The sequence below is a fragment of the Cellvibrio sp. KY-YJ-3 genome (genome assembly GCF_008806955.1).
Classification (GTDB): Bacteria; Pseudomonadota; Gammaproteobacteria; order Pseudomonadales; family Cellvibrionaceae; genus Cellvibrio.
The window spans coordinates 3,596,275-3,616,253 of record NZ_CP031727.1; the positions used below are offsets into that span (position 1 = coordinate 3,596,275).

The window sequence follows — 19,979 nt, forward strand, 5'->3', positions numbered from 1 at the left end:
ATGATTAAATAAAACGTTATTTTTTACCCGAGCGATTGCAGATAGGCAATTGCTTCATCAAATGGAAGGGTTTGCTGTTCAACATCATCACGCAAGAATTTAATACTTACCTTCTCAGCCTGAGCTTCATCTTCACCTAGAATTAACGCGATTTCAGCACCGCTTTTATCCGCTCGTTTTAATTGGCTTTTAAAATTACCACCACCGCAATTGAGCAACAAACGAACAAAAGGTAAATCATCACGTATACGCTCAGCTAGCTGCATGGCAACAGACTGCACATTACCAACTGCCACCAAGTAAACATCAGCTTGTTGATCCAAACCCTCTGGCACTGCCTCCACGGCTTGCAACAACAACACCAAGCGTTCAAGACCAATACCAAAACCTACAGCAGGTGTTGATTTGCCACCCAACTGCTCAACCAAACCATCATAGCGACCACCAGCACAAACCGTACTTTGCGATCCTAATTTATCCGTTACCCATTCGAACGCCGTTTTACCATAATAATCGAGTCCGCGCACCAAGCGTGGATTTACTTCATACGCTATACCAGCCGCATCCAGCAGCGACTTTAACCCTTCAAAATGTTCGCGCGAAGCATCATCCAGATAATCCAGAAGCACCGGCGCTGCGTTTAGTAATGACTGGGTGTTAGCATCTTTTGAATCAAGAATACGCAAAGGATTTGATTCAAGACGACGCTTACTATCTTCATCAAGTTGATCTTTTACCTGCTCCAAATACGCAACCAATGCCTGTTTGTATGTAGTGCGAGCTTCCGTACTACCCAGAGAGTTAATCTGCAAACGAACATGATCAGCAACGCCTAACTCACGCAAAATACGCGCGCTTAACACTAACACCTCGGCATCGATATCGGGGCCCTGGATGCCAAAGGTTTCAACACCAATTTGGTGGAACTGCCGATAACGTCCTTTTTGCGGACGCTCGTGGCGAAACATGGGGCCCATATACCACAAGCGCTGTGTTTGATTGTAAAGCAACCCATTTTCTTCACAGGCCCGCACACAGCACGCAGTACCTTCGGGGCGCAAGGTCAAACTATCGCCATTGCGATCCTCAAAGGTATACATTTCTTTTTCAACAATATCGGTAACTTCACCAATCGAGCGCTTGAACAACTCTGTAGACTCGACGATTGGAAAACGAATTTCCTGATAGGCGTAGCGCGTAAGTATGTCAGTAACCACAGACTCAACATATTGCCAAAGTGGTGAGTCTGCTGGCAGCAGGTCATTCATCCCACGAATTGCTTGTATTTTTTTCAATTTCAAACCTTATTTATAAACACAAAAGCATCAGGCTTTTGCGATGATATTTTTTGCATCCGCATCCATTTGTGCCTGCTTTTGTGCAGCCTTGGCACGAATCAAACGCTCGAGATTATCAACCAGATTTTCATTGGTTAACTTTTGATTGGGCTCACCATCTATGTATATCAAGTTACTCGGGGTTCCGCCTGCCAGTCCCAAATCAGCCTCTTTTGCTTCACCGGGGCCATTTACAACACAGCCAATTACCGCCACATCCAGAGGGACGGTAATATCCTCCACGCGCTGCTCCAGGTCGTTCATGGTTTTGATTACATCAAAGTTCTGACGTGAACAACTTGGGCAAGCAATAAAGTTCACACCTTTGCTGCGAATTTTCAAACTGCGCAGCATATCCCAACCTACTTTAATTTCTTCAATGGGGTCTGCCGCAAGCGATACGCGAATAGTATCGCCAATACCATCCATCAGCAGTGCGCCTAAACCTATGGAGGATTTCACTGTGCCAGAACGCAAACCGCCCGCCTCAGTAATACCTAGATGCAAGGGCTGATCGATTAGCGTAGCAAGCTTGCGGTAAGCAGCAACCGCCATAAAAACATCTGACGCCTTTACACTGACTTTAAAATTATAAAAATTTAACTGATCAAGAATTTCTACGTGACGCAAAGCAGATTCAACCAACGCATCAGGTGTTGGCTCGCCATATTTTTTCTGCAAATCTTTTTCAAGAGAACCGGCATTGACACCAATTCGGATTGGGATATTTAAATCGCGCGCTTTATCGACAACAGCTTTGATGCGCTTTTCACGACCAATATTACCTGGATTAATGCGCAAACAGTCCACACCCAAATCGGCAACACGCAGCGCAATACGGTAATCAAAATGAATATCTGCAACCAACGGAATAGTCACTTGCTTGCGAATGGCACCAAAGGCTTCCGCAGCGTCCATTGTGGGCACTGAAACGCGAACAATGTCGGCACCTGCCGCTTGAATACGGCGAATTTGCTCGACAGTTGCCGCTACATCTGTTGTCTCTGTATTGGTCATGCTCTGTACAGAAATAGGTGCATCACCACCAACCGCAACATTTCCAACCATTATCTGCCGCGATTTACGACGTTTTATAGGAGACTCGCAATGCATAAGATTTCCCGATTCATTTTGACGCGCAGGACAGCGAGTTTACTGACCCACTTTTAGTGATAACACATTCGTTGTTGGCAATGGCGTTATCACAATTAACTCACCATTGAGTGAAATACTTGCTGCTGGCGCATTGCCAAGTTTTACATCAAATGGCGCCTCCCCCTGCAGTTGTAGACTGCTACCCGCCGCTTGAAGATCAGCGGCAAGCACATCACCACGTGCATCGCTTACTTCCAACCAACACTCCGCATTAAATTCCAGCGTCAGCACTGCCAAACGCCCCGCCACTGCTGCAATTGGAGTATTTTCTACTGCCACAATAGATGCCTCACTTGAATAGGACTCTGAGCTGACAATAGAACTACTGGCTTGTATTTCTACAGCCGCAGCTGAAGACATTGCGCCAACAGAAATAGCGGTAAGCGATGTATCTGAAATGGGGGGCATCGCACTGGATGCCGCACTCGAGAATGAGTGACGTAAATCCAACTGGGGCACAATAGCGGCCGGTCGATCAATAACGGACTGCTGTCGATTATCGAAAAACCAAATCGAAATTAACCAAAGAATAAAAAGCGCAGCCAATGTAATTACTGCAAATTGCCAAATAGGTTTACTTTCAGACTCGGAGCGACGAGGTGTAGTTAACTCTGCCCCCCCGGTTTTTTGCAGAAACCGATCATAGGCAGACAATACTTGTGGGACATCAAGATGAACCAAATTGGCGTAAGCACGCAAATAACCACGCACAAAAGTATCGGCGCTCATATGACGATAATCGTCCGACTCAAGCGACCTGACTTTTGTAAGCGTCATATAGAGTTCTTTGGCAACTTGCTCTTGTGTAAGGTTGGCGCGCTCACGCGCCCACACCAACAGTTTGCCGGGAGAGAGTTCTCTTGACCTGCTATCGTCTATGGATTTTTTATCGTCATCAAAAGTCATTTTAAACCTGTGGAGAAATGTCTCACATCATCGTCTGTTTATATTCAAGATATTCTCTTGAATAAGGAAAACGATTCTTTAACATCAATACATAACTGGCTTCTTTATCCTTATTACCAAAAACGCGCTCCAAACGAATCCCCAATAACAGTGAACGCGAAGTCACCTGCCCTTGCGCCTGATACCTATCCAGATGCTGTTTTGCAGCTGCGTAATCCTGTTTTTGAAAATTAATATCAGCCAATTCAATCTGCGCGTCAGCCATGCCGCGATCAAGCACAGCGGCATGCTCCAAAGCGGCCTTTGCACGTTCATTTTTACCTAACAACAGCGCCGTTCTTCCCACATTAACCAAGGCAGACGCGCGGTCAACATAATCCAGATCTTCAGCTGCCAGCTCAAATTGTTCCAATGCTTCTTCGTAGCGCTTGGCGCCGAACAAAAACACACCGTAATTATTTCGTGCCAAAGTAAAATTCTTTTTGTTTTTTATCGCTTTTTTGAAGGTTTCTTCTGCCAATTTTGGCTCACCTTCCAATTGATACAAACGCGCGAGAGTTTCTGTTGCATCAGCGGAGTTACGATCTATCTCGGCCGCTTTACGCAAATGATGACGCGCCGACTCACGGTTACCTCGGTCAATATATCCCTGCGCCAGTTTGATATGCAGTTCAAGCGATTTAGCTTTATCAACAGGCCGATTCGGTTTGCCCTTACCATCAGACACACAGCCAGAGAGCAGCAAAACACTCACCAGACTTACTATTAATAGCTGTAGCAATTTATGTAATTTATTCTTTTGCATAAACACACCTATTTTTAACAAGCTCATCACATTGATAACCCTAATCAGTTCTCACGTACTACTGATTAACAATTTTTACTGCTTGCACCTCATCAAACTGTGCTTTGTATCGCTCGCTACGCCTTGTCACATCGTTCACTTGGCCCGCCAATTGACCGCAAGCTGCATCAATATCGTCACCACGCGTGGTGCGCACAGTCGTGATGTAACCTGCTTCCATTAAAATATCCTGAAACTTGCGCAGTGCGTTATTACTCACTCGCTTGTAGTTAGATAAGTTAAAGGGATTAAACGGAATTAAATTAATTTTAACCGGAACATCACGCAGCAGTTCTGCCAATTCATGGGCGTGATGTGGGCGATCATTCACCTGGTCGATTAAGGTGTATTCGATAGTAATTTTGCGATGGGTATCGGGCATCGCTTCGATATAACGTTTGGCCGAATCGAGCAGCATCGCAATAGGATATTTGCGATTGATAGGCACCAACTCATTGCGCAGCTCATCGTTGGGCGCGTGTAATGAAATAGCCAGACAAGCATCAGTATATTGACTTAAACGATCAAGCTGGGGCACCACACCCGAGGTGCTCAAGGTCACGCGGCGTTTGGAAATACCGTAGGCATTGTCGTGCATCATTAAATTCATTGAGTCGACAACATTATCGAAATTGAGCAGCGGTTCACCCATGCCCATCATCACCACATTGGTCACGCGACGCGGGCCATTAGCTTGTAATTGGCCAAATGATTTGGCGGCAATCCAGACTTGGCCGATAATTTCAGCGGCGGTTAAATCGCGGTTAAAACCCTGCTTACCCGTGGCGCAAAAACTGCAATCCAGCGAGCATCCCACCTGCGACGACACACATAAAGTGCCTCGATCACCATCGGGAATAAACACGGTTTCAATCACACTGCCGCCAGTCACACGGATCAAAAACTTACGCGTGCCGTCGGTAGAGTCAAATTGTTGTACTACTTCCGGCAGGCGAATTTCGGCAATATTTTTTAACTTTGCGCGCAAATCCTTGCTGACATTGGTCATGTCATCAAAGTTGTCAGCGCCAAGCTGATGAATCCACTTCATCACTTGAATCGCGCGAAATTTTTTCTCACCAATAGATTCAAAAAACGCGATCAACTTGGCTTCTGGCAGGCCCAATAAATTCATTTTGGCAGAGCCCTCTGCAGCAACCGCACCGGCGGAAGAAATGGAGCTGGATACTTCAGTCATGGCTCAATACCTGTAAACAAAATTGGGGTAATTCTTAATTAACGAAGATTAACTTCATTGCTCGCGAAGAAATAAGCAATTTCACGCGCAGCAGATGTAGGCGAGTCAGAGCCATGCACAGCATTGGTACTGATAGCGTCGGCATAATCCGCACGAATAGTTCCGGGGGCCGCCTTGGCAGGATCTGTTGCGCCCATCAACTCACGGTTCAGTGCTATCGCATTTTCGCCCGATAAAACTTGGACAACGACAGGACCTGAGGTCATGAACTCTACCAGCCCATCAAAAAATGGTTTGCCGTGATGTTCGGCATAAAAGCCTTCTGCCTGAGCACGACTCAATTGCATCATGCGTTGAGCTACTATTTTAAGCCCCGCCTGTTCAAAACGAGTGACTATCGCACCGATCACATTCTTACGCACCGCATCGGGTTTTATGATTGATAAGGTTTGTTCAACAGCCATGAGAGACTCCACACACTATTTTTCAGTTGAAGCAGCGCCTGCGATGCCACTATCAGCGATTGAGGGCTACAAAATACAAAACCCGCGAATTATACGCGGGTTTGCAGTATTTTTATATGCTAGCTATTTGATTAATAAACAAAAATGGCTAGAGGTTATACGCAGGGAAAGAACTAGTGCACATTGCTTGCGCGCTCTTGAATCCGCTTTACCATCGCCTTGAGGCCATTGCCGCGGGTTGAACTCAGATGCTGCAACAGATCCAAATGGGCAAAATAGGCATCAATATCAAAAGCCAATATCTCACCCGGAGTTTTGCCATTAAAGGCCGCCAGCACTACCCCTAGCAAACCTTTGACTATAAAGGCATCACTGTCGGCCTGAAAAAACAGCTTGCCAGCGCGCCACTCATCCACCAACCAAACCTGACTTTGACAGCCGCGCACCAGATACTGCTCCGTACGCAGCGACTCATCCATTGGTGGTAACTCTTTACCCAGATCGATAATGTACTTGTAGCGCTCTTCCCAGTTATCAAAGAAGCCGAGGGTATCCAATATATCCTCAGCCGTTACATCTATACCAAATTGGGTCATTGGGCTTCTCTATTACAAAGGTGATTAGTTCTACCGCAAAAGTGATCAGTAAAACATGCCGGTTTGCAGCTGGGCTTCTTCGCTCATCATATGGCGCTGCCAGGGCGGATCAAACACCAGCTCCACCCTAACCGACTTGACATTGGGCACCAGGCGCACACGGTATTCAACATCGCCCACCAAAACCGGCCCCATGCCACAAGCGGGTGCAGTCAGGGTCATTTGGATGTCGACCTGTTTGGCCTGCTGATCGATTTTCACGCCATAGATCAGCCCCAGATTGACCAGATCCACCGGGATTTCCGGATCAAACACACTGCCCAGCGCCTGCCAGACCTGCTCCTCCAGGATTAAATCATTCACCGGTGGCGGGAATTCAATACTGGTGGGTTCAAGTCCCAATAAATGGGCATCAGTGCCATCCACCCGCACCATTTGGCCGTGATAAGTCAGGGTGTAATTGCCACCCAACGCCTGGGTGATGGTGACAAAGGTGCCTTCAGGGATAGTCAGCGGGGTGCCGTCAGGCACCCGCCGCGCTGGGCAATCTGCCTGGGCTACCACCATACGTCGTTCAGACATAGAAATTCTCTAGACCCAATGGCCCGTTAATTAACACTAAAACTTTCACCACAGCCGCAGTAATCTTTGGCGCGCGGGTTGTTGAACTTGAGTTGGCGATTGACACCTTCAGTCACATAGTCGATCTCAGTACCACTGACCACCGATAAACTCTTGGCATCCACCAACAATTCAACACCCGTCTCCAGCGGCACATGCAAATCATCGGCACCGGCTTCAGCCACCAGATCGACCACATACATCCAGCCGGTACAGCCACTTTGTTTCACACTCAAACGCACCGCTGAAGCCTCTTTACTCGCGCTCAGCTGCCGTTTGAAGTGTGCCGCCGCCGCGGAGGTGACAATAACTGTGTCCTGCTGCGGGTTAAATGAAGCGATACTCATGATCTACTCCGACAAACATTACAATCAATTAGGATGATGGGACTCATCATCAAATTAAAAAAGTTTTTGCTTTTTCGATCGCGACAAATAAGCGATCCACCTCGGCAAAGGTGTTATAAAAACTGAAACTGGCACGCACTGTGCCGGGAATGCCAAATTGATCCATGATTGGCTGGGCGCAGTGGTTGCCGGTGCGCACGGCAATGCCCTGCTTATCCAACAGCACACCCACATCGGCCGGGTGAGCACCATCGATTAAAAAACTCATCACTGAGGTTTTATGATGGGCGGTGCCCACCAAAGTTAAACCCTCGGTGGCGCGCGCTTTTTGTTCCGCATAAGCCAACAGCGCCTGTTCATGCTCGGCGGCGGCGATGCGATCCAGCGACTGCAAATAGTCGATCGCTGCCCCCAAACCTATAGCACCGGCGATATCAGGCGTACCCGCTTCAAATTTGTAGGGCAACTGGTTAAAAGTGGTACCAGCAAAAGAAACTGTCTCAATCATCTCGCCACCGCCTTGATAAGGCGGCATGGAGTTAAGTAAATCCTCTTTGCCGTAGAGCACACCCAAACCAGTGGGACCAAATAATTTGTGCGCGGAAAATACGTAAAAATCGCAATTGAGTTTTTGTACATCCACCGCCCAGTGGCTCACCGCTTGCGCGCCATCAATCAACACCCGTGCGCCCACTGCATGAGCCAGGGTAATAATTTTTTCGATGGGATTAATGGTGCCCATCGCATTGGAGACATGACCTACGGCGACCATTTTTACATGGGCATCAAGCATGGCATCAAAGGCAAGCATGTTGATATTGCCATTGGCATCCACCGGAATAGGCTCCAGCGTTGCACCCGTGGCCAGAGCGATTAATTGCCAAGGCACTATATTGGCGTGATGCTCCATCGCCGAGACCAGAATGCGATCGCCCGGCTGCAAATTACTTTTGCCCCAGGAGGCGGCCACCAAATTAATACTCTCGGTGGTACCGCGCGTCCAGATAATTTGTTTGGCGGCAGGCGCGTTTAAAAACTGCGCGACTTTTTCTCGCGCTGCTTCAAATTTTACGGTGGCACGATCCGCCAGTGCATGAGCGCCGCGATGCACATTGCTATTATCAGTGCGATAGTAATAGCTGATGGCATCAATCACCGCGTTGGGTTTTTGGGTGGTCGCAGCATTATCCAAATACACCAGCGGCTGACCATTCACCTGTTGATGCAGAATGGGGAAATCAGCGCGAATTTTTTCCACATCAAACGGGGCATTAGTCATCAGACAACTCCGCCAAATCAGCTACCTCTGCCGTTAGATTCAAATCCCGCCCAAACAAATGCGCGAGACGCGGCTGCAAATAGTCGTGCACTACCGGCTGGGCAATTTGCTCCAGCAATTCATTGATAAAACCGAAGCTCAACATCACATCCGCTTCTGCGCGCGACAGACCGCGACTGCGCAAATAATAGCGGGCATTTTCGTTCAGCTGACTGATGGTGGCGCCGTGTGCACACTTCACATCATCGGCATAAATTTCCAATTCAGGTTTGGTATTAACCTCCGCCTTATTGGAGGTGAGCAAATTTTTGTTGCTCAATTCCGCCAGGGTTTTTTGTGCATCTTGATGAATATAAATACGGCCATTAAAAATCGCCTGCGCCGAATCGCTGATAATGCCGCGAAACACTTCATTAGAAGTGCAGTGCGGAACCCAGTGACAAATATTGGTGTGATAGTCCACCACCTGCTGATTGCGCGGCAGGTAAACGCCCTGCAAATCCAGTTCGGCACCGGGGCCGCGATGGTTTAACTGGTAGTCGATGCGCATCACACTGGCACCCAGCGCCAGTGCAAATCCGCGCAGGCGTGCATTGCGTTGCAAATCCACATGCACTGCACCTACATGCTGTGCCTGCTCTGCCTCCATATTTAACCGATAGTGCTGCAAGTTTGCGCCATCGGCCAAATAAATTTCGGTCAAGGAATTAACAAAACCAGTCTGCGCAGCACCGCAAGTAAAATAGTGTTCAACTACTTCGGCTTGGGCATTTTCATCCAGCACAATTAATAAACGCTGGTTACTGGCACATGCAGCACCGCTAGTGATATTGACAATATACACCGGCTTTTCTAAGCGCTGATTGCACGGCACATGGAGCAATACCCCCTCTTCCAGCCAAGCATTATTCAAAGTGGCAAATAGGTGGCGTTCGCCTTCAACAATTTTGCCCAGGTGTTTTTCAATCAGCGCTTGCTGCTCACTATTCGCCTGCGAAAAACGCACAGCGACATCGGCAATAATGGAATTGTCTGCATCAAATACTCCGTTGATAAATACCAGGCGCAGCGCGTCGAGCGGGATAAGTTGGCGGCGCAACTCAGCATCCAGTTCAGCAGAAAAACCGCTACGGTTACCAAAGGCCGTCAGCAGCGTTTTTTGCAAGCCCTGCAGCGGTGTATATTTCCAGTGTTCGGTTTTGCGCGTCGGCCAAGCCTGTGCCAACCAGTCATTGGCAGCAGCGGCACGAAAACGTTGCAACCACTGAAGTGGCTGCTGTTGTGCGGCAAGTTTTATCGCCTGGGATTGAAAATCGGTCATAACTTATACCGCCTCAGTTTCAAGCCAGCTGTAGCCTTTCTCTTCCAGCTCCAGCGCCAACTCTTTGCCGCCGGTTTTGACTATGCGACCATTGGCCAATACATGTACGTAATCTGGCACTATGTAATCGAGCAGGCGTTGGTAGTGGGTCACTACAATAAAACTGCGCTCGGGCGAACGCATGGCATTGACGCCATTGGCTACCACTTGCAGTGCGTCGATATCCAGGCCCGAGTCAGTTTCATCGAGAATACACAGGCTCGGTTCAAGCAACATCATCTGCATAATTTCATTGCGTTTTTTCTCGCCACCGGAAAAACCTTCGTTGACACCGCGCTTTAAGAAAGCTTGATCCAAATTCACCCGTTTACTGGTTTCACGTGCGAGCTTCATAAATTCAACTGCCGATAATTCCGGCTGGCCGTGATGTTTGCGTTTGGCATCCACCGCGGCTTTCAAAAATTCCATATTGCTCACACCGGGAATTTCAACGGGATATTGAAACGCCAAAAACAAACCTTCGCGGGCGCGCTCTTCAATGTCCAGTTCGAATAAATCCTTGCTATTAAAGGTGACACTGCCGCTGGTAGCTTCATAACCCTCACGGCCGGACAACACATTACCCAATGTACTTTTGCCTGCGCCGTTAGGCCCCATGATGGCGTGCACCTCACCGGGTTTGATGGTCAGATTCAAACCTTTGATAATTTCTTTCTCTTCAACGCGGGCAAACAAATCAGTAATGCGCAACATAAATTTTCAGTCCGATAATTTCTAACACGGTAAATTCAGATTTTAATTTTTTTGTTGGGCTACGCCGCTCGTTAAACTCGCGGCTAGCCCAACCTACATATCGCTTTGCGTGATTAGCCTACAGAACCTTCAAGGCTCACTTCCAATAACTTGCCCGCTTCGACGGCAAATTCCATCGGCAGCTCTTTAAATACTTCACGACAAAAACCATTCACAATCATGGATACCGCTTTTTCAGCATCCAGGCCGCGCTGCTGGCAGAGGAACATTTGATCTTCACTCACCTTGGAGGTGGTCGCCTCATGTTCAATTACCGCACTCGGATTTTTGCTTTCGATATAGGGAAATGTATGCGCACCACACTTATCACCGATTAACAATGAATCGCACTGGGTGTAATTGCGCGCACCTTCCGCGCCAGGGTTGATACGCACCAAACCGCGATAAGCATTGGAACTTTTACCGGCAGAAATCCCTTTGGAAATAATCGTGGAACGAGTATTTTTTCCGATATGGATCATCTTGGTGCCGGTGTCAGCCTGCTGATAATTATTAGTCAGCGCCACGGAATAAAATTCACCCACACTGTTATCACCGCGCAAAATACAGCTGGGGTATTTCCAAGTCACCGCCGAACCGGTTTCAACTTGCGTCCAGGAAATTTTGGCATTGGTGTGGCACACGCCGCGCTTGGTAACAAAGTTGTAAATACCACCTTTGCCCTCTTCATTGCCCGGATACCAGTTTTGTACTGTGGAATATTTGATTTCGGCATTGTCGAGTGCAATCAACTCCACCACTGCCGCGTGCAATTGATTTTCATCGCGCATGGGCGCAGTACAGCCTTCCAAATAACTTACATGGGAGCCTTCATCGGCGACAATTAATGTGCGTTCAAACTGGCCGGTATTTTGTTCGTTGATGCGAAAATAGGTCGACAACTCCATCGGGCAGCGCACCCCTTTGGGGATGTACACAAATGAGCCGTCGGAAAACACCGCGGAATTGAGCGCAGCGTAATAGTTGTCTTTTTGCGGCACCACTGAGCCGATATATTTTTTAATCAATTCGGGATACTTATGCACCGCTTCGCTGATTGAACAGAAAATCACGCCGACTTCGAGCAATTTTTCGCGAAAGGTTGTCACTACCGACACCGAGTCAAACACCACATCCATCGCCACACCGGCAAGTGCGGCCTGCTCATGCAATGGAATGCCGAGCTTTTCATAAGTGCGCAATAATTCCGGGTCTACTTCATCCAAACTTTTGGGTTTGGAATCCATGGATTTGGGCGCGGAATAATAGGAAACCGCTTGGAAATCTATGTCGTCATATTTGACGTGCGCCCATTCTGGCTCAGTCATTTCCAGCCAGGACTGATAGGCTTTCAAGCGCCACTCCAGCAGCCACTCCGGCTCATTCTTTTTCGCCGAAATAAAACGGATCACGTCCTCGTTTAAACCGGGCGGCAAGGTTTCCGTATCGATAGTGGTATGAAAACCGGCGGCATATTCTTTCTTAATGAGCTGTTCGACTTGTTCAGACATGATAATTACCTTGTTTGCAGCGGCCCGAAAACCTAGGCCTTATGCAGTTTGCTGATGACACTGCGCAGATGTTCAATCGCAAATTCAATTTCTTCCGCCGTGGTGTAACGGCCAATACTAAAACGCAATGAGGCTTGCGCATTTTCATCGCTCAACCCAATCGCTTTGAGCACATAACTGGGCGACATACTGGCCGAGTTACAGGCTGAACCACTGGAAATAGCCAGGTCGCGCAGCGATAACAGCAGCATTTCACCATCGGTATTACCAAAGGCGACATTTAAAATTCCACTCACACAGAATTCACTGGAGCCATTGCGTTTAACGCCGGGTAAATCGGCAAGCGCCTGCCATAAATGATCGCGCAGGCTTTTAATACGTTCGGCATCCCTAACAAGATGTTCCTGTGCCAATTTGGCTGCCGCACCTATGCCCACCAACTGATGGGTTGCCAAAGTACCCGAGCGCATACCGCGCTCGTGACCGCCGCCGTGAATTTGCGCAGCCACTTTTACATTGGCAGCGCGTTTCACATAGAGCGCGCCCACACCCTTGGGGCCATAAAATTTGTGCGCCGACAGCGAGAGCAAATCCACGCCGAGATCTTTAACATCCAGCGCGATTTTTCCGGCACTTTGCGCGGCATCGCAGTGAAATAAAATCCCGCGCATACCGCAAATAGCCGCGAGGGATTTGATGTCGTTAATGCAACCCAACTCATTGTTGACCTGCATGATACTGACTAAAAAAGTGTCGGCTTGCAGGGCTGCGGCGAGCGCATCGACAGTCACAATACCATCGCTATCAGGCAGCAACCGGGTGACGCCAAACCCCTGGGTTTCAAGCCATGAAGCGGGATCAAGTACCGCTTTATGCTCAATCGCCGAGACCACAATATGTCCGCCGCTGGCATTGTTCGCCCGATAGCTTTCCGCAATACCTTTCAAGGCCAGATTGTTGGCCTCAGTCGCGCCACTGGTCCAAACGATTTCACGCGGATCGGCATTAATAAGTTGCGCCACTTGCGCGCGCGCTTCTTCCACCAACTCTTCCGCCTGCCAGCCATACACATGGGAGCGCGAGGCGGGGTTGGCAAAGGTGCCTTCCAACGTCAGGCACTGCGCCATAAGCGCCGCCACTTCCGGTGCAACCGGGGTGGTGGCGGCATAATCTAAGTACACTGGCTTACGCAAAAACTTTATTACCTTGAGACAAAAAACGTGAATTAAGATACTTAACTAATTTCATTGACCGCTATATGGCTGTCATCGCTATGAGCCGAGCGCAAACGCAGGTTTTGCCGCTCGCTGACCGCGCGAATATCCTTGCGCGCCACCAAATCGGCTAGGGTGATGTCGCTGAGGAAACGGTGAATTTGCTCGCTCAGGTTTTCCCACAAATGATGAGTCAGGCACACCTCGCCTTCATGGCAGTTGCCCTTCCCTTCACAGCGAGTGGCGTCGAGCGATTCGCTCACCGCATCCACCACTTGCGCCACTGAAATTTCCGCAGTGCTGCCCATCAGCTGATAGCCGCCGCCGGGGCCGCGTACACTTTTTACCAATTTGAACTGGCGCAGGCGGGCAAATAGCTGCTCTAGGTAGGAGAGGGAAATTCCCTGGCGCACCGAAATATCGGCAAGACTAACCGGCCCCTGATCGCTGTGTAGCGCCAAGTCCAGCATAGCCGTGACGGCATATCGTCCTTTGGTGGTGAGTCTCATAACAGCTGAACCCCGTAGCAACAAGGCGCCAGTAGCAGGCGTGAGTGAGGCGATAGCGACCCAATACTAGCCGCTGATCTAATTCCGACTATTTTACTCAGGTATTAGCGCTTTTCCAACTCCCAATATAGCGTCGCGCCGCTATAAGCTTGATTTGACAGGGCTATTCGGCGGATTTATCAGCCGCTTTTACATCCTTGGTGAGTTCACGCATATTCTCCAAACCCGGCTGCTGACCAAACTTGGTCATCACCTTGCCGCTGTAATGGATGTAGTTTTGTACCGCCGTGAGCACACCACGCAGAATATTGAACTCCATTTGATCCATGCGCACACGGTTATAAAGGCGACGCAAACGGGTCATGGTCTGTTTGGGGTTATCGCGATCCAGAAAATCCAACTCCGCCAAAGTCTGCTCGAGATGTTCGTAATAACTCTCCATCACCTGGGCTTCCACCGGTGGCATATCCCATTGATGCTGCGGCAGAGTATTTCCTTCAACGGCAGATAAATAAGCCATACGCACTTCGTAGCTAATTACCTGTACGGCGGTGGCGAGATTGAGTGAGCTGTAATCGGGATTGGCAGGGATATGCACGTGATAGTTGCACTTATGCAGCTCTTCGTTGGTCAGCCCGCGATCTTCACGGCCGAACACAATCGCCACCTCATGGCTACCCGCTTCCGCCCACACGTTTTCGCCACATTGGCGCGGGTCCAGCAAGGGCCAGGGAATACGGCGCTCACGGGCGCTGGTGCCAACCACCAAGCTGCAGCCAGCAATAGCTTCATCAAGTGTTTCAACCACTACCGCGTCATCCAACACATCGGTTGCACCGGCGGAGCGCCATACGGCTTTATCAGAAGGGAATTCCTGGGGTGCAACCAGGTACAGGCGCGACAGCCCCATGTTTTTCATCGCACGCGCGGCACCACCGATATTGCCCGGGTGACTGGTATTAACCAAAACAATGCGGATGTTGGCAAAAGGCTGGGCGGACATAGGCAGTTCTCGTAGCTGGCGTGAAGGAATACAGGGTGCGATGACACAAAAGGCGCGCAGTATACAGTCACTTATGACTAGCCTCCAGTAACGACTTGCCGGTATACTGCGCGCCCTCGGCGAGAGGTGTAGGCAGTTGCTGCCTGAATCACCTGCGGCCCCGCTCTTTTACAATCCCTACCCCCTGAACAATCAGGCGCGCTGGTATCCACACATCTTTGGTGATGACGCGATACAGCAGCCCATTAATTGGTGCTTTATGGAACCCATGTTAACGATTGCCTTGCGCGCTGGGCGCAAAGCTGCCGAATTGATTGAACGCGCCTTTGAACGCGTTGATTTATTGACCATCGAAACCAAAAGCCGCAACGACTATGTCACTGAAGTTGATAAAGCCGCGGAAAAAGAAATCATTTATCACCTCCGTAAAGCCTACCCCGATCACAGCATCCGCGGTGAAGAAGGCGGCCACCAACCCGGCAAGAATCCCGACTACGAATGGATTATTGACCCACTCGATGGCACCACCAATTTTATTCACGGGGTTCCGCACTTCTCCATCTCCATCGCTTGCAAATACAAAGGCCAGATCGAACACGCCGTTGTTATAGACCCTATTAAACGCGAAGAATTTACTGCTAGCCGTGGCCGTGGCGCCGCACTCAATGGTCGTCGCCTGCGCGTTTCTGCCCGCCGCAGCCTTGAAGGTGCATTGATTGGCACCGGCATTCCTTTTAGCGGTTACGCCCTGGAACATATCGGCCCCTACCTCGCCTGCGTGCAGGAAATTGCCGGGCAAACTTCCGGCATCCGCCGTTGTGGCTCAGCGGCACTGGATCTAGCCTATGTAGCAGCCGGCCGTTTTGATGCTTTCTGGGAAATGAATTTAAACGAGTGGGATATAGCGGGCGGGATATTGCTGGTGAAAGAAGCCGGCGGCCTGATCAGCGACTTTAATGGCGGCGGCGATTATCTGGAAACCGGCCATATTGTTTGTGGTGCTCCCAAGGTGTTTAAACCGATTCTGCAAATCGTGCAAAAAAATCTGGGCCATTTGAAATAAATCTGTTTCACCCAAAAAGATTCATAAAAAACGGCGAGCCATTACTGACTCGCCGTTTTTTATTGCGCAGGTATCTACCTGTCTACAAACCAATCACGCAGTGGGTTTAACCGCGATAGAATCCCAACTGGCATGAATAATTTGCTCCAACATTGCCTCATCAACAGTGACAAACCCCTGCAGGGATTTGCGCGCGATTTCAAAATAAGGTTCAAACGCCAGCGAGAATAAAATTTCATCCGGAAAATTTTTTAACACTTGCTGTTCGCGCCCACGGATGAAAAAGGTAAACAGCGGCTCCAGCACCACTTTTGCCTCCTCGTGACGACTGCGCAATAGATCTGCAGGTAAATGATCAAACTGCCCTTTGCTTAAAATCATCTCCGGTTGCTGCTGGAATAAACTCCAGAAACGCCGACACATACCCTGAAACTGTTGATACAAAGACATATCCTTCTCCACGGCGATAAATACCTCTTCACCGACGGTTGCAATAATTTGGCTGTGTAATTTCTTGATCAAGTCTTCGCGATCCTCGAAATACAAATACACAGTACCGGTAGCAACCCCAGCCTCTTTCGCGACATCGCGGATTGAAAAGCCGTGAAAACCACGGCTCGCCAGCAGCTTTAATGTCGCTGCAAGAATTAGATCGCATTTATTCACTGTCATAAGCGCTACTCATTACTCAGCTGATTTTTCGGCGGCAACTTTCGCCGGGAACCAGCGCTGAGCCAAGCGAAACACTACAACAAAAAATACCGGCACAAAGAAAATCGCAAGCACCGTGGCCGAGAACATACCGCCAAATACCCCAGTGCCGATCGCATTCTGGCTACCTGAACCCGCTCCCGTGCTAATCACCAGTGGTGTCACACCAAGCATAAATGCCAGCGAGGTCATAATGATGGGGCGCAAACGCATACGCACCGCTTCCATAGTCGCCTGCACCAAATCCATACCCTGCTCGTAGAGCGCTTTGGCAAATTCCACAATCAAAATGGCATTTTTAGCCGCAAGCCCGATGGTAGTCAGCAAACCAACCTGGAAATACACATCGTTAGACAGGCCGCGCGCCATGGCAAATACCACCGCCCCGATAATCCCCAACGGCACCACCAGAATCACCGCAAAAGGTACCGACCAGCTCTCATAGAGTGCAGCCAGACACAGGAATACAATCAAAATAGACAAGGCATAAAGCAGCGGCGCCTGATTGCCCGACTCGCGTTCTTGCAGCGACATACCAGTCCATTGATAGCCTATACCGGCAGGCAGTTTGGCGATAATCTCCTCGGCAGCCAACATCGCATCACCCGAACTTACACCCGGCGCCCCCTGGCCGATAATATTCAGCGACGGCACCCCGTTGTAGCGCTCAAGACGCGGTGAACCTGAGATCCAGCGCCCTGAAGTGAATGCTGAAAATGGCACCATTTCACCTTTGTCATTGCGCGCGTACCAATTTTTAACGTCTTCCGGCAGCATGCGATATTGGGCGTCACCCTGCACAAATACCTTTTTCACCCGGCCTTTATCGATAAAGTCATTGACGTAGGACGCCGCCCACACTGTGGAAAAAATGGCATTGATATCGCTGAGCGACACACCCAAAGCAGCCGCTTTTTCCTGATCCACATCCAATTTGAACTGCGGATTATCCTCCTGACCATTGGGGCGCACGCCCACCAGACGGGTATCCTGCGCGGCCATCCCCAAAAACTGGTTGCGCGCCTGCATCATCGCCTCATGACCTAATCCACCTAAATCCTGCAACTGCAGATTAAACCCCGATGACGTACCTAGCTGGGTAATCGCAGGTGGCACAAAGGGGAATACCATTGCATCTTTGATTTGTGAGAAGGCGCCCATGGCACGCGCGGCAATACTTTGTACATGCTGGGATTCATCGGTACGCTCACTCCAATCCTTCATACCCACAAACGCAATGCCGTTATTTTGACCGCGCCCGCTAAAGCTGAAACCAATCACCGAAAATACCGAGCGGACATTGGCCGATTCATTTTCCAGGTAGTGTTTTTCTATTTGATCCATCACCACCATGGACCGCTCTTTGGTCGCCCCCACGGGCAAGGTCATTTGGGTGAACATAATGCCCTGGTCTTCATCGGGCAAAAATGAGCTGGGCAAGCGCATAAACAACAGACCCAATACCAATACAATCACCCCATAAATCAGCATGTAGCGACGGGTTTTGCCGAGCATGCCACCCACACTGCGCTGGTAGCCGTCGGTGGCGCGATTAAAGGTGCGATTAAACCAACCAAAAAAACCGCCTTTTTCATAGTGATCATGACTCACCGGTTTGAGCAAAGTGGCGCAGAGTGCGGGCGTAAGGGTAAGCGCAACAATCACTGACAACACCATCGCCGACACGATCGTGATGGAGAACTGGCGGTAGATAACGCCAGTCGAACCGCCAAAAAAAGCCATAGGCACAAACACCGCTGATAACACCAAGGCGATACCAATCAACGCACCGGTAATTTGCTGCATGGATTTGCGTGTCGCCTCCAGCGGCGAGAGCCCCTCCTCCGCCATTACCCGCTCGACGTTTTCCACCACCACAATGGCATCATCTACCAGCAAGCCAATCGCCAGTACCATCGCAAACATGGTGAGGGTATTAATCGAAAAACCAAACAGCGAGAGCACCGCAAAAGTCCCCAGCAATACTACCGGGACCGCGATGGTGGGAATCAAGGTGGCGCGGAAGTTCTGTAGGAACAGATACATCACCAAAAACACCAGGATGATCGCTTCAATCAACGTATGGATGACCGACTCAATCGAAAGTTTTACGAAGGGTGTGGTGTCGTAGGGGTAAACAATTTCCAACCCTTGCGGGAAAAAACCCTGCAGTTCTGCAATACGCTGGCGCACGGCATTAGCCGTATCCAGCGCGTTGGCGCCAGAAGCCAGGGTGATAGCAATACCCGCTGCCGGACGGTTGTTATATTCGGTTTCAAATTGATAGTTTTCGCCACCCAACTCAATGCGGGAGACATCTTTCAGGCGAATTTGGGAACCATCCTGATTGACGCGCAGCAGGATGTTGCCAAACTCTTCTGTAGTAGAGAGGCGTGTTTGCACCACAATACTGGCATTAATTTCCTGTCCCGGCAGCGCTGGGGTACCGCCTAATTCACCAGCGGCAATTTGGGCATTTTGTGCGCGAATCGCCGTAGCCACATCGCTACTAGTGAGGCTATAGGTCGCGAGCTTATTGGCATCAAGCCAAATGCGCATGGCGTATTGCGAACCAAATAGCGTGATCTGACCAACACCATTTACCCGGCTGAGTTGATCTTGCACGTTGGCGGCAACATAGTCGGCGATGTCATACCTATCCATCAGGCCATCGCCGGACACAAACCCGATCACCATCAGGAAACCGGCCGAGGATTTAGTCACCCGAATACCTTGTTGCTGCACCTCCTGCGGTAATAAAGGCATGGCTGTTTGCAGCTTATTTTGCACTTGAACCTGAGCGATATCCGGATCGGTGCCCGCCAAAAAAGTGAGGGTTACTTCACCGCGACCACTGGATTCACTGGTAGATGACATGTATTGCACGTTATCGATACCGGTTAAACCCTGCTCGATAATCTGGATAACCGTATCCTGCACTGTCTGTGCAGACGCACCGGGGTAGGTCGCACTGATACTGACCGCCGGCGGGGCAACATCAGGGTACTGGGCAACCGGGAGCTTGAAGATGGATAGCGCTCCCGCCAGCATGATGATGATAGAAATAACCCAGGCAAATACCGGGCGATCGATAAAAAATCTAGCCAT

19 protein-coding genes are annotated in these 19,979 nt (G+C 49.6%); 1 reads left to right on the top strand and 18 read right to left on the bottom strand.

Annotated elements, in window-relative coordinates; translation table 11 throughout:
* Nucleotides 1–23: 23 nt before the first annotated feature.
* The 16 genes from hisS to trmJ form a co-directional block, all read right to left on the bottom strand.
* Nucleotides 24–1,295, bottom strand: coding sequence for a histidine--tRNA ligase (hisS, locus tag D0B88_RS15250; protein WP_151058248.1), 1,272 nt, complete (start codon nucleotides 1,293–1,295; stop codon nucleotides 24–26).
* A 30-nt stretch (nucleotides 1,296–1,325) separates the two neighbouring features.
* On the bottom strand, nucleotides 1,326–2,450 hold the full coding sequence (gene ispG, locus D0B88_RS15255; protein WP_151058250.1) for a flavodoxin-dependent (E)-4-hydroxy-3-methylbut-2-enyl-diphosphate synthase: 1,125 nt from the start codon (nucleotides 2,448–2,450) through the stop codon (nucleotides 1,326–1,328).
* A 39-nt stretch (nucleotides 2,451–2,489) separates the two neighbouring features.
* Entirely contained in the window at nucleotides 2,490–3,398 is a 909-nt protein-coding gene (locus D0B88_RS15260; protein ID WP_151058252.1) for a RodZ domain-containing protein, read from the bottom strand.
* A 22-nt stretch (nucleotides 3,399–3,420) separates the two neighbouring features.
* Nucleotides 3,421–4,203, bottom strand: coding sequence for a type IV pilus biogenesis/stability protein PilW (gene pilW / locus D0B88_RS15265; protein WP_225318396.1), 783 nt, complete (start codon nucleotides 4,201–4,203; stop codon nucleotides 3,421–3,423).
* Nucleotides 4,204–4,261: 58 nt separating this feature from the next.
* Entirely contained in the window at nucleotides 4,262–5,440 is a 1,179-nt protein-coding gene (gene rlmN / locus D0B88_RS15270; RefSeq protein ID WP_007642042.1) for a 23S rRNA (adenine(2503)-C(2))-methyltransferase RlmN, read from the bottom strand.
* Between the two features lie 38 nt (nucleotides 5,441–5,478).
* The gene (gene ndk, locus D0B88_RS15275; protein ID WP_151058255.1) at nucleotides 5,479–5,904 is read right to left on the bottom strand and encodes a nucleoside-diphosphate kinase; all 426 of its coding nucleotides are present in this window, start codon (nucleotides 5,902–5,904) and stop codon (nucleotides 5,479–5,481) included.
* 173 nt (nucleotides 5,905–6,077) lie between these two features.
* Entirely contained in the window at nucleotides 6,078–6,500 is a 423-nt protein-coding gene (locus D0B88_RS15280) for a SufE family protein (RefSeq protein WP_151058257.1), read from the bottom strand.
* Between the two features lie 45 nt (nucleotides 6,501–6,545).
* Nucleotides 6,546–7,082: a putative Fe-S cluster assembly protein SufT gene (gene sufT / locus D0B88_RS15285; protein ID WP_191966454.1), complete on the bottom strand. Its 537-nt coding sequence runs from the start codon at nucleotides 7,080–7,082 to the stop codon at nucleotides 6,546–6,548.
* Between the two features lie 26 nt (nucleotides 7,083–7,108).
* Nucleotides 7,109–7,468 (bottom strand): iron-sulfur cluster assembly accessory protein, encoded by a 360-nt coding sequence (locus D0B88_RS15290; RefSeq protein WP_151058259.1) that lies wholly within the window; start codon nucleotides 7,466–7,468, stop codon nucleotides 7,109–7,111.
* A 49-nt stretch (nucleotides 7,469–7,517) separates the two neighbouring features.
* Nucleotides 7,518–8,747, bottom strand: a complete 1,230-nt coding sequence (locus D0B88_RS15295) for a cysteine desulfurase (protein WP_151058261.1) — start codon at nucleotides 8,745–8,747, stop codon at nucleotides 7,518–7,520.
* Nucleotides 8,740–10,068 (bottom strand): Fe-S cluster assembly protein SufD, encoded by a 1,329-nt coding sequence (gene sufD / locus D0B88_RS15300; protein ID WP_151058263.1) that lies wholly within the window; start codon nucleotides 10,066–10,068, stop codon nucleotides 8,740–8,742. The genes D0B88_RS15295 and sufD overlap by 8 nt, the downstream gene beginning before the upstream one ends.
* A 3-nt stretch (nucleotides 10,069–10,071) precedes the next feature.
* Complete coding sequence (sufC, locus tag D0B88_RS15305; RefSeq protein ID WP_151058265.1) at nucleotides 10,072–10,821, bottom strand: Fe-S cluster assembly ATPase SufC; 750 nt, start codon at nucleotides 10,819–10,821, stop codon at nucleotides 10,072–10,074.
* Nucleotides 10,822–10,934: 113 nt separating this feature from the next.
* Nucleotides 10,935–12,371 (bottom strand): Fe-S cluster assembly protein SufB, encoded by a 1,437-nt coding sequence (sufB, locus tag D0B88_RS15310; RefSeq protein WP_007642060.1) that lies wholly within the window; start codon nucleotides 12,369–12,371, stop codon nucleotides 10,935–10,937.
* Nucleotides 12,372–12,403: 32 nt separating this feature from the next.
* Nucleotides 12,404–13,564: an aminotransferase class V-fold PLP-dependent enzyme gene (locus D0B88_RS15315; protein WP_151058267.1), complete on the bottom strand. Its 1,161-nt coding sequence runs from the start codon at nucleotides 13,562–13,564 to the stop codon at nucleotides 12,404–12,406.
* A 41-nt stretch (nucleotides 13,565–13,605) separates the two neighbouring features.
* Nucleotides 13,606–14,094 (bottom strand): Fe-S cluster assembly transcriptional regulator IscR, encoded by a 489-nt coding sequence (gene iscR / locus D0B88_RS15320; protein WP_040391826.1) that lies wholly within the window; start codon nucleotides 14,092–14,094, stop codon nucleotides 13,606–13,608.
* A gap of 163 nt (nucleotides 14,095–14,257) precedes the next feature.
* Complete coding sequence (trmJ, locus tag D0B88_RS15325; protein ID WP_007642064.1) at nucleotides 14,258–15,097, bottom strand: tRNA (cytosine(32)/uridine(32)-2'-O)-methyltransferase TrmJ; 840 nt, start codon at nucleotides 15,095–15,097, stop codon at nucleotides 14,258–14,260.
* A 259-nt stretch (nucleotides 15,098–15,356) separates the two neighbouring features.
* Here trmJ and D0B88_RS15330 point away from each other — a divergent pair, with 259 nt between their 5' ends.
* Nucleotides 15,357–16,160: an inositol monophosphatase family protein gene (locus tag D0B88_RS15330; RefSeq protein WP_040392106.1), complete on the top strand. Its 804-nt coding sequence runs from the start codon at nucleotides 15,357–15,359 to the stop codon at nucleotides 16,158–16,160.
* A gap of 93 nt (nucleotides 16,161–16,253) precedes the next feature.
* Here the strand turns inward: D0B88_RS15330 and D0B88_RS15335 are convergent, their stop codons facing one another.
* Entirely contained in the window at nucleotides 16,254–16,832 is a 579-nt protein-coding gene (locus D0B88_RS15335) for a TetR/AcrR family transcriptional regulator (protein WP_007642070.1), read from the bottom strand.
* A 12-nt stretch (nucleotides 16,833–16,844) separates the two neighbouring features.
* Nucleotides 16,845–19,979 (bottom strand): efflux RND transporter permease subunit, encoded by a 3,135-nt coding sequence (locus D0B88_RS15340; RefSeq protein WP_007642072.1) that lies wholly within the window; start codon nucleotides 19,977–19,979, stop codon nucleotides 16,845–16,847.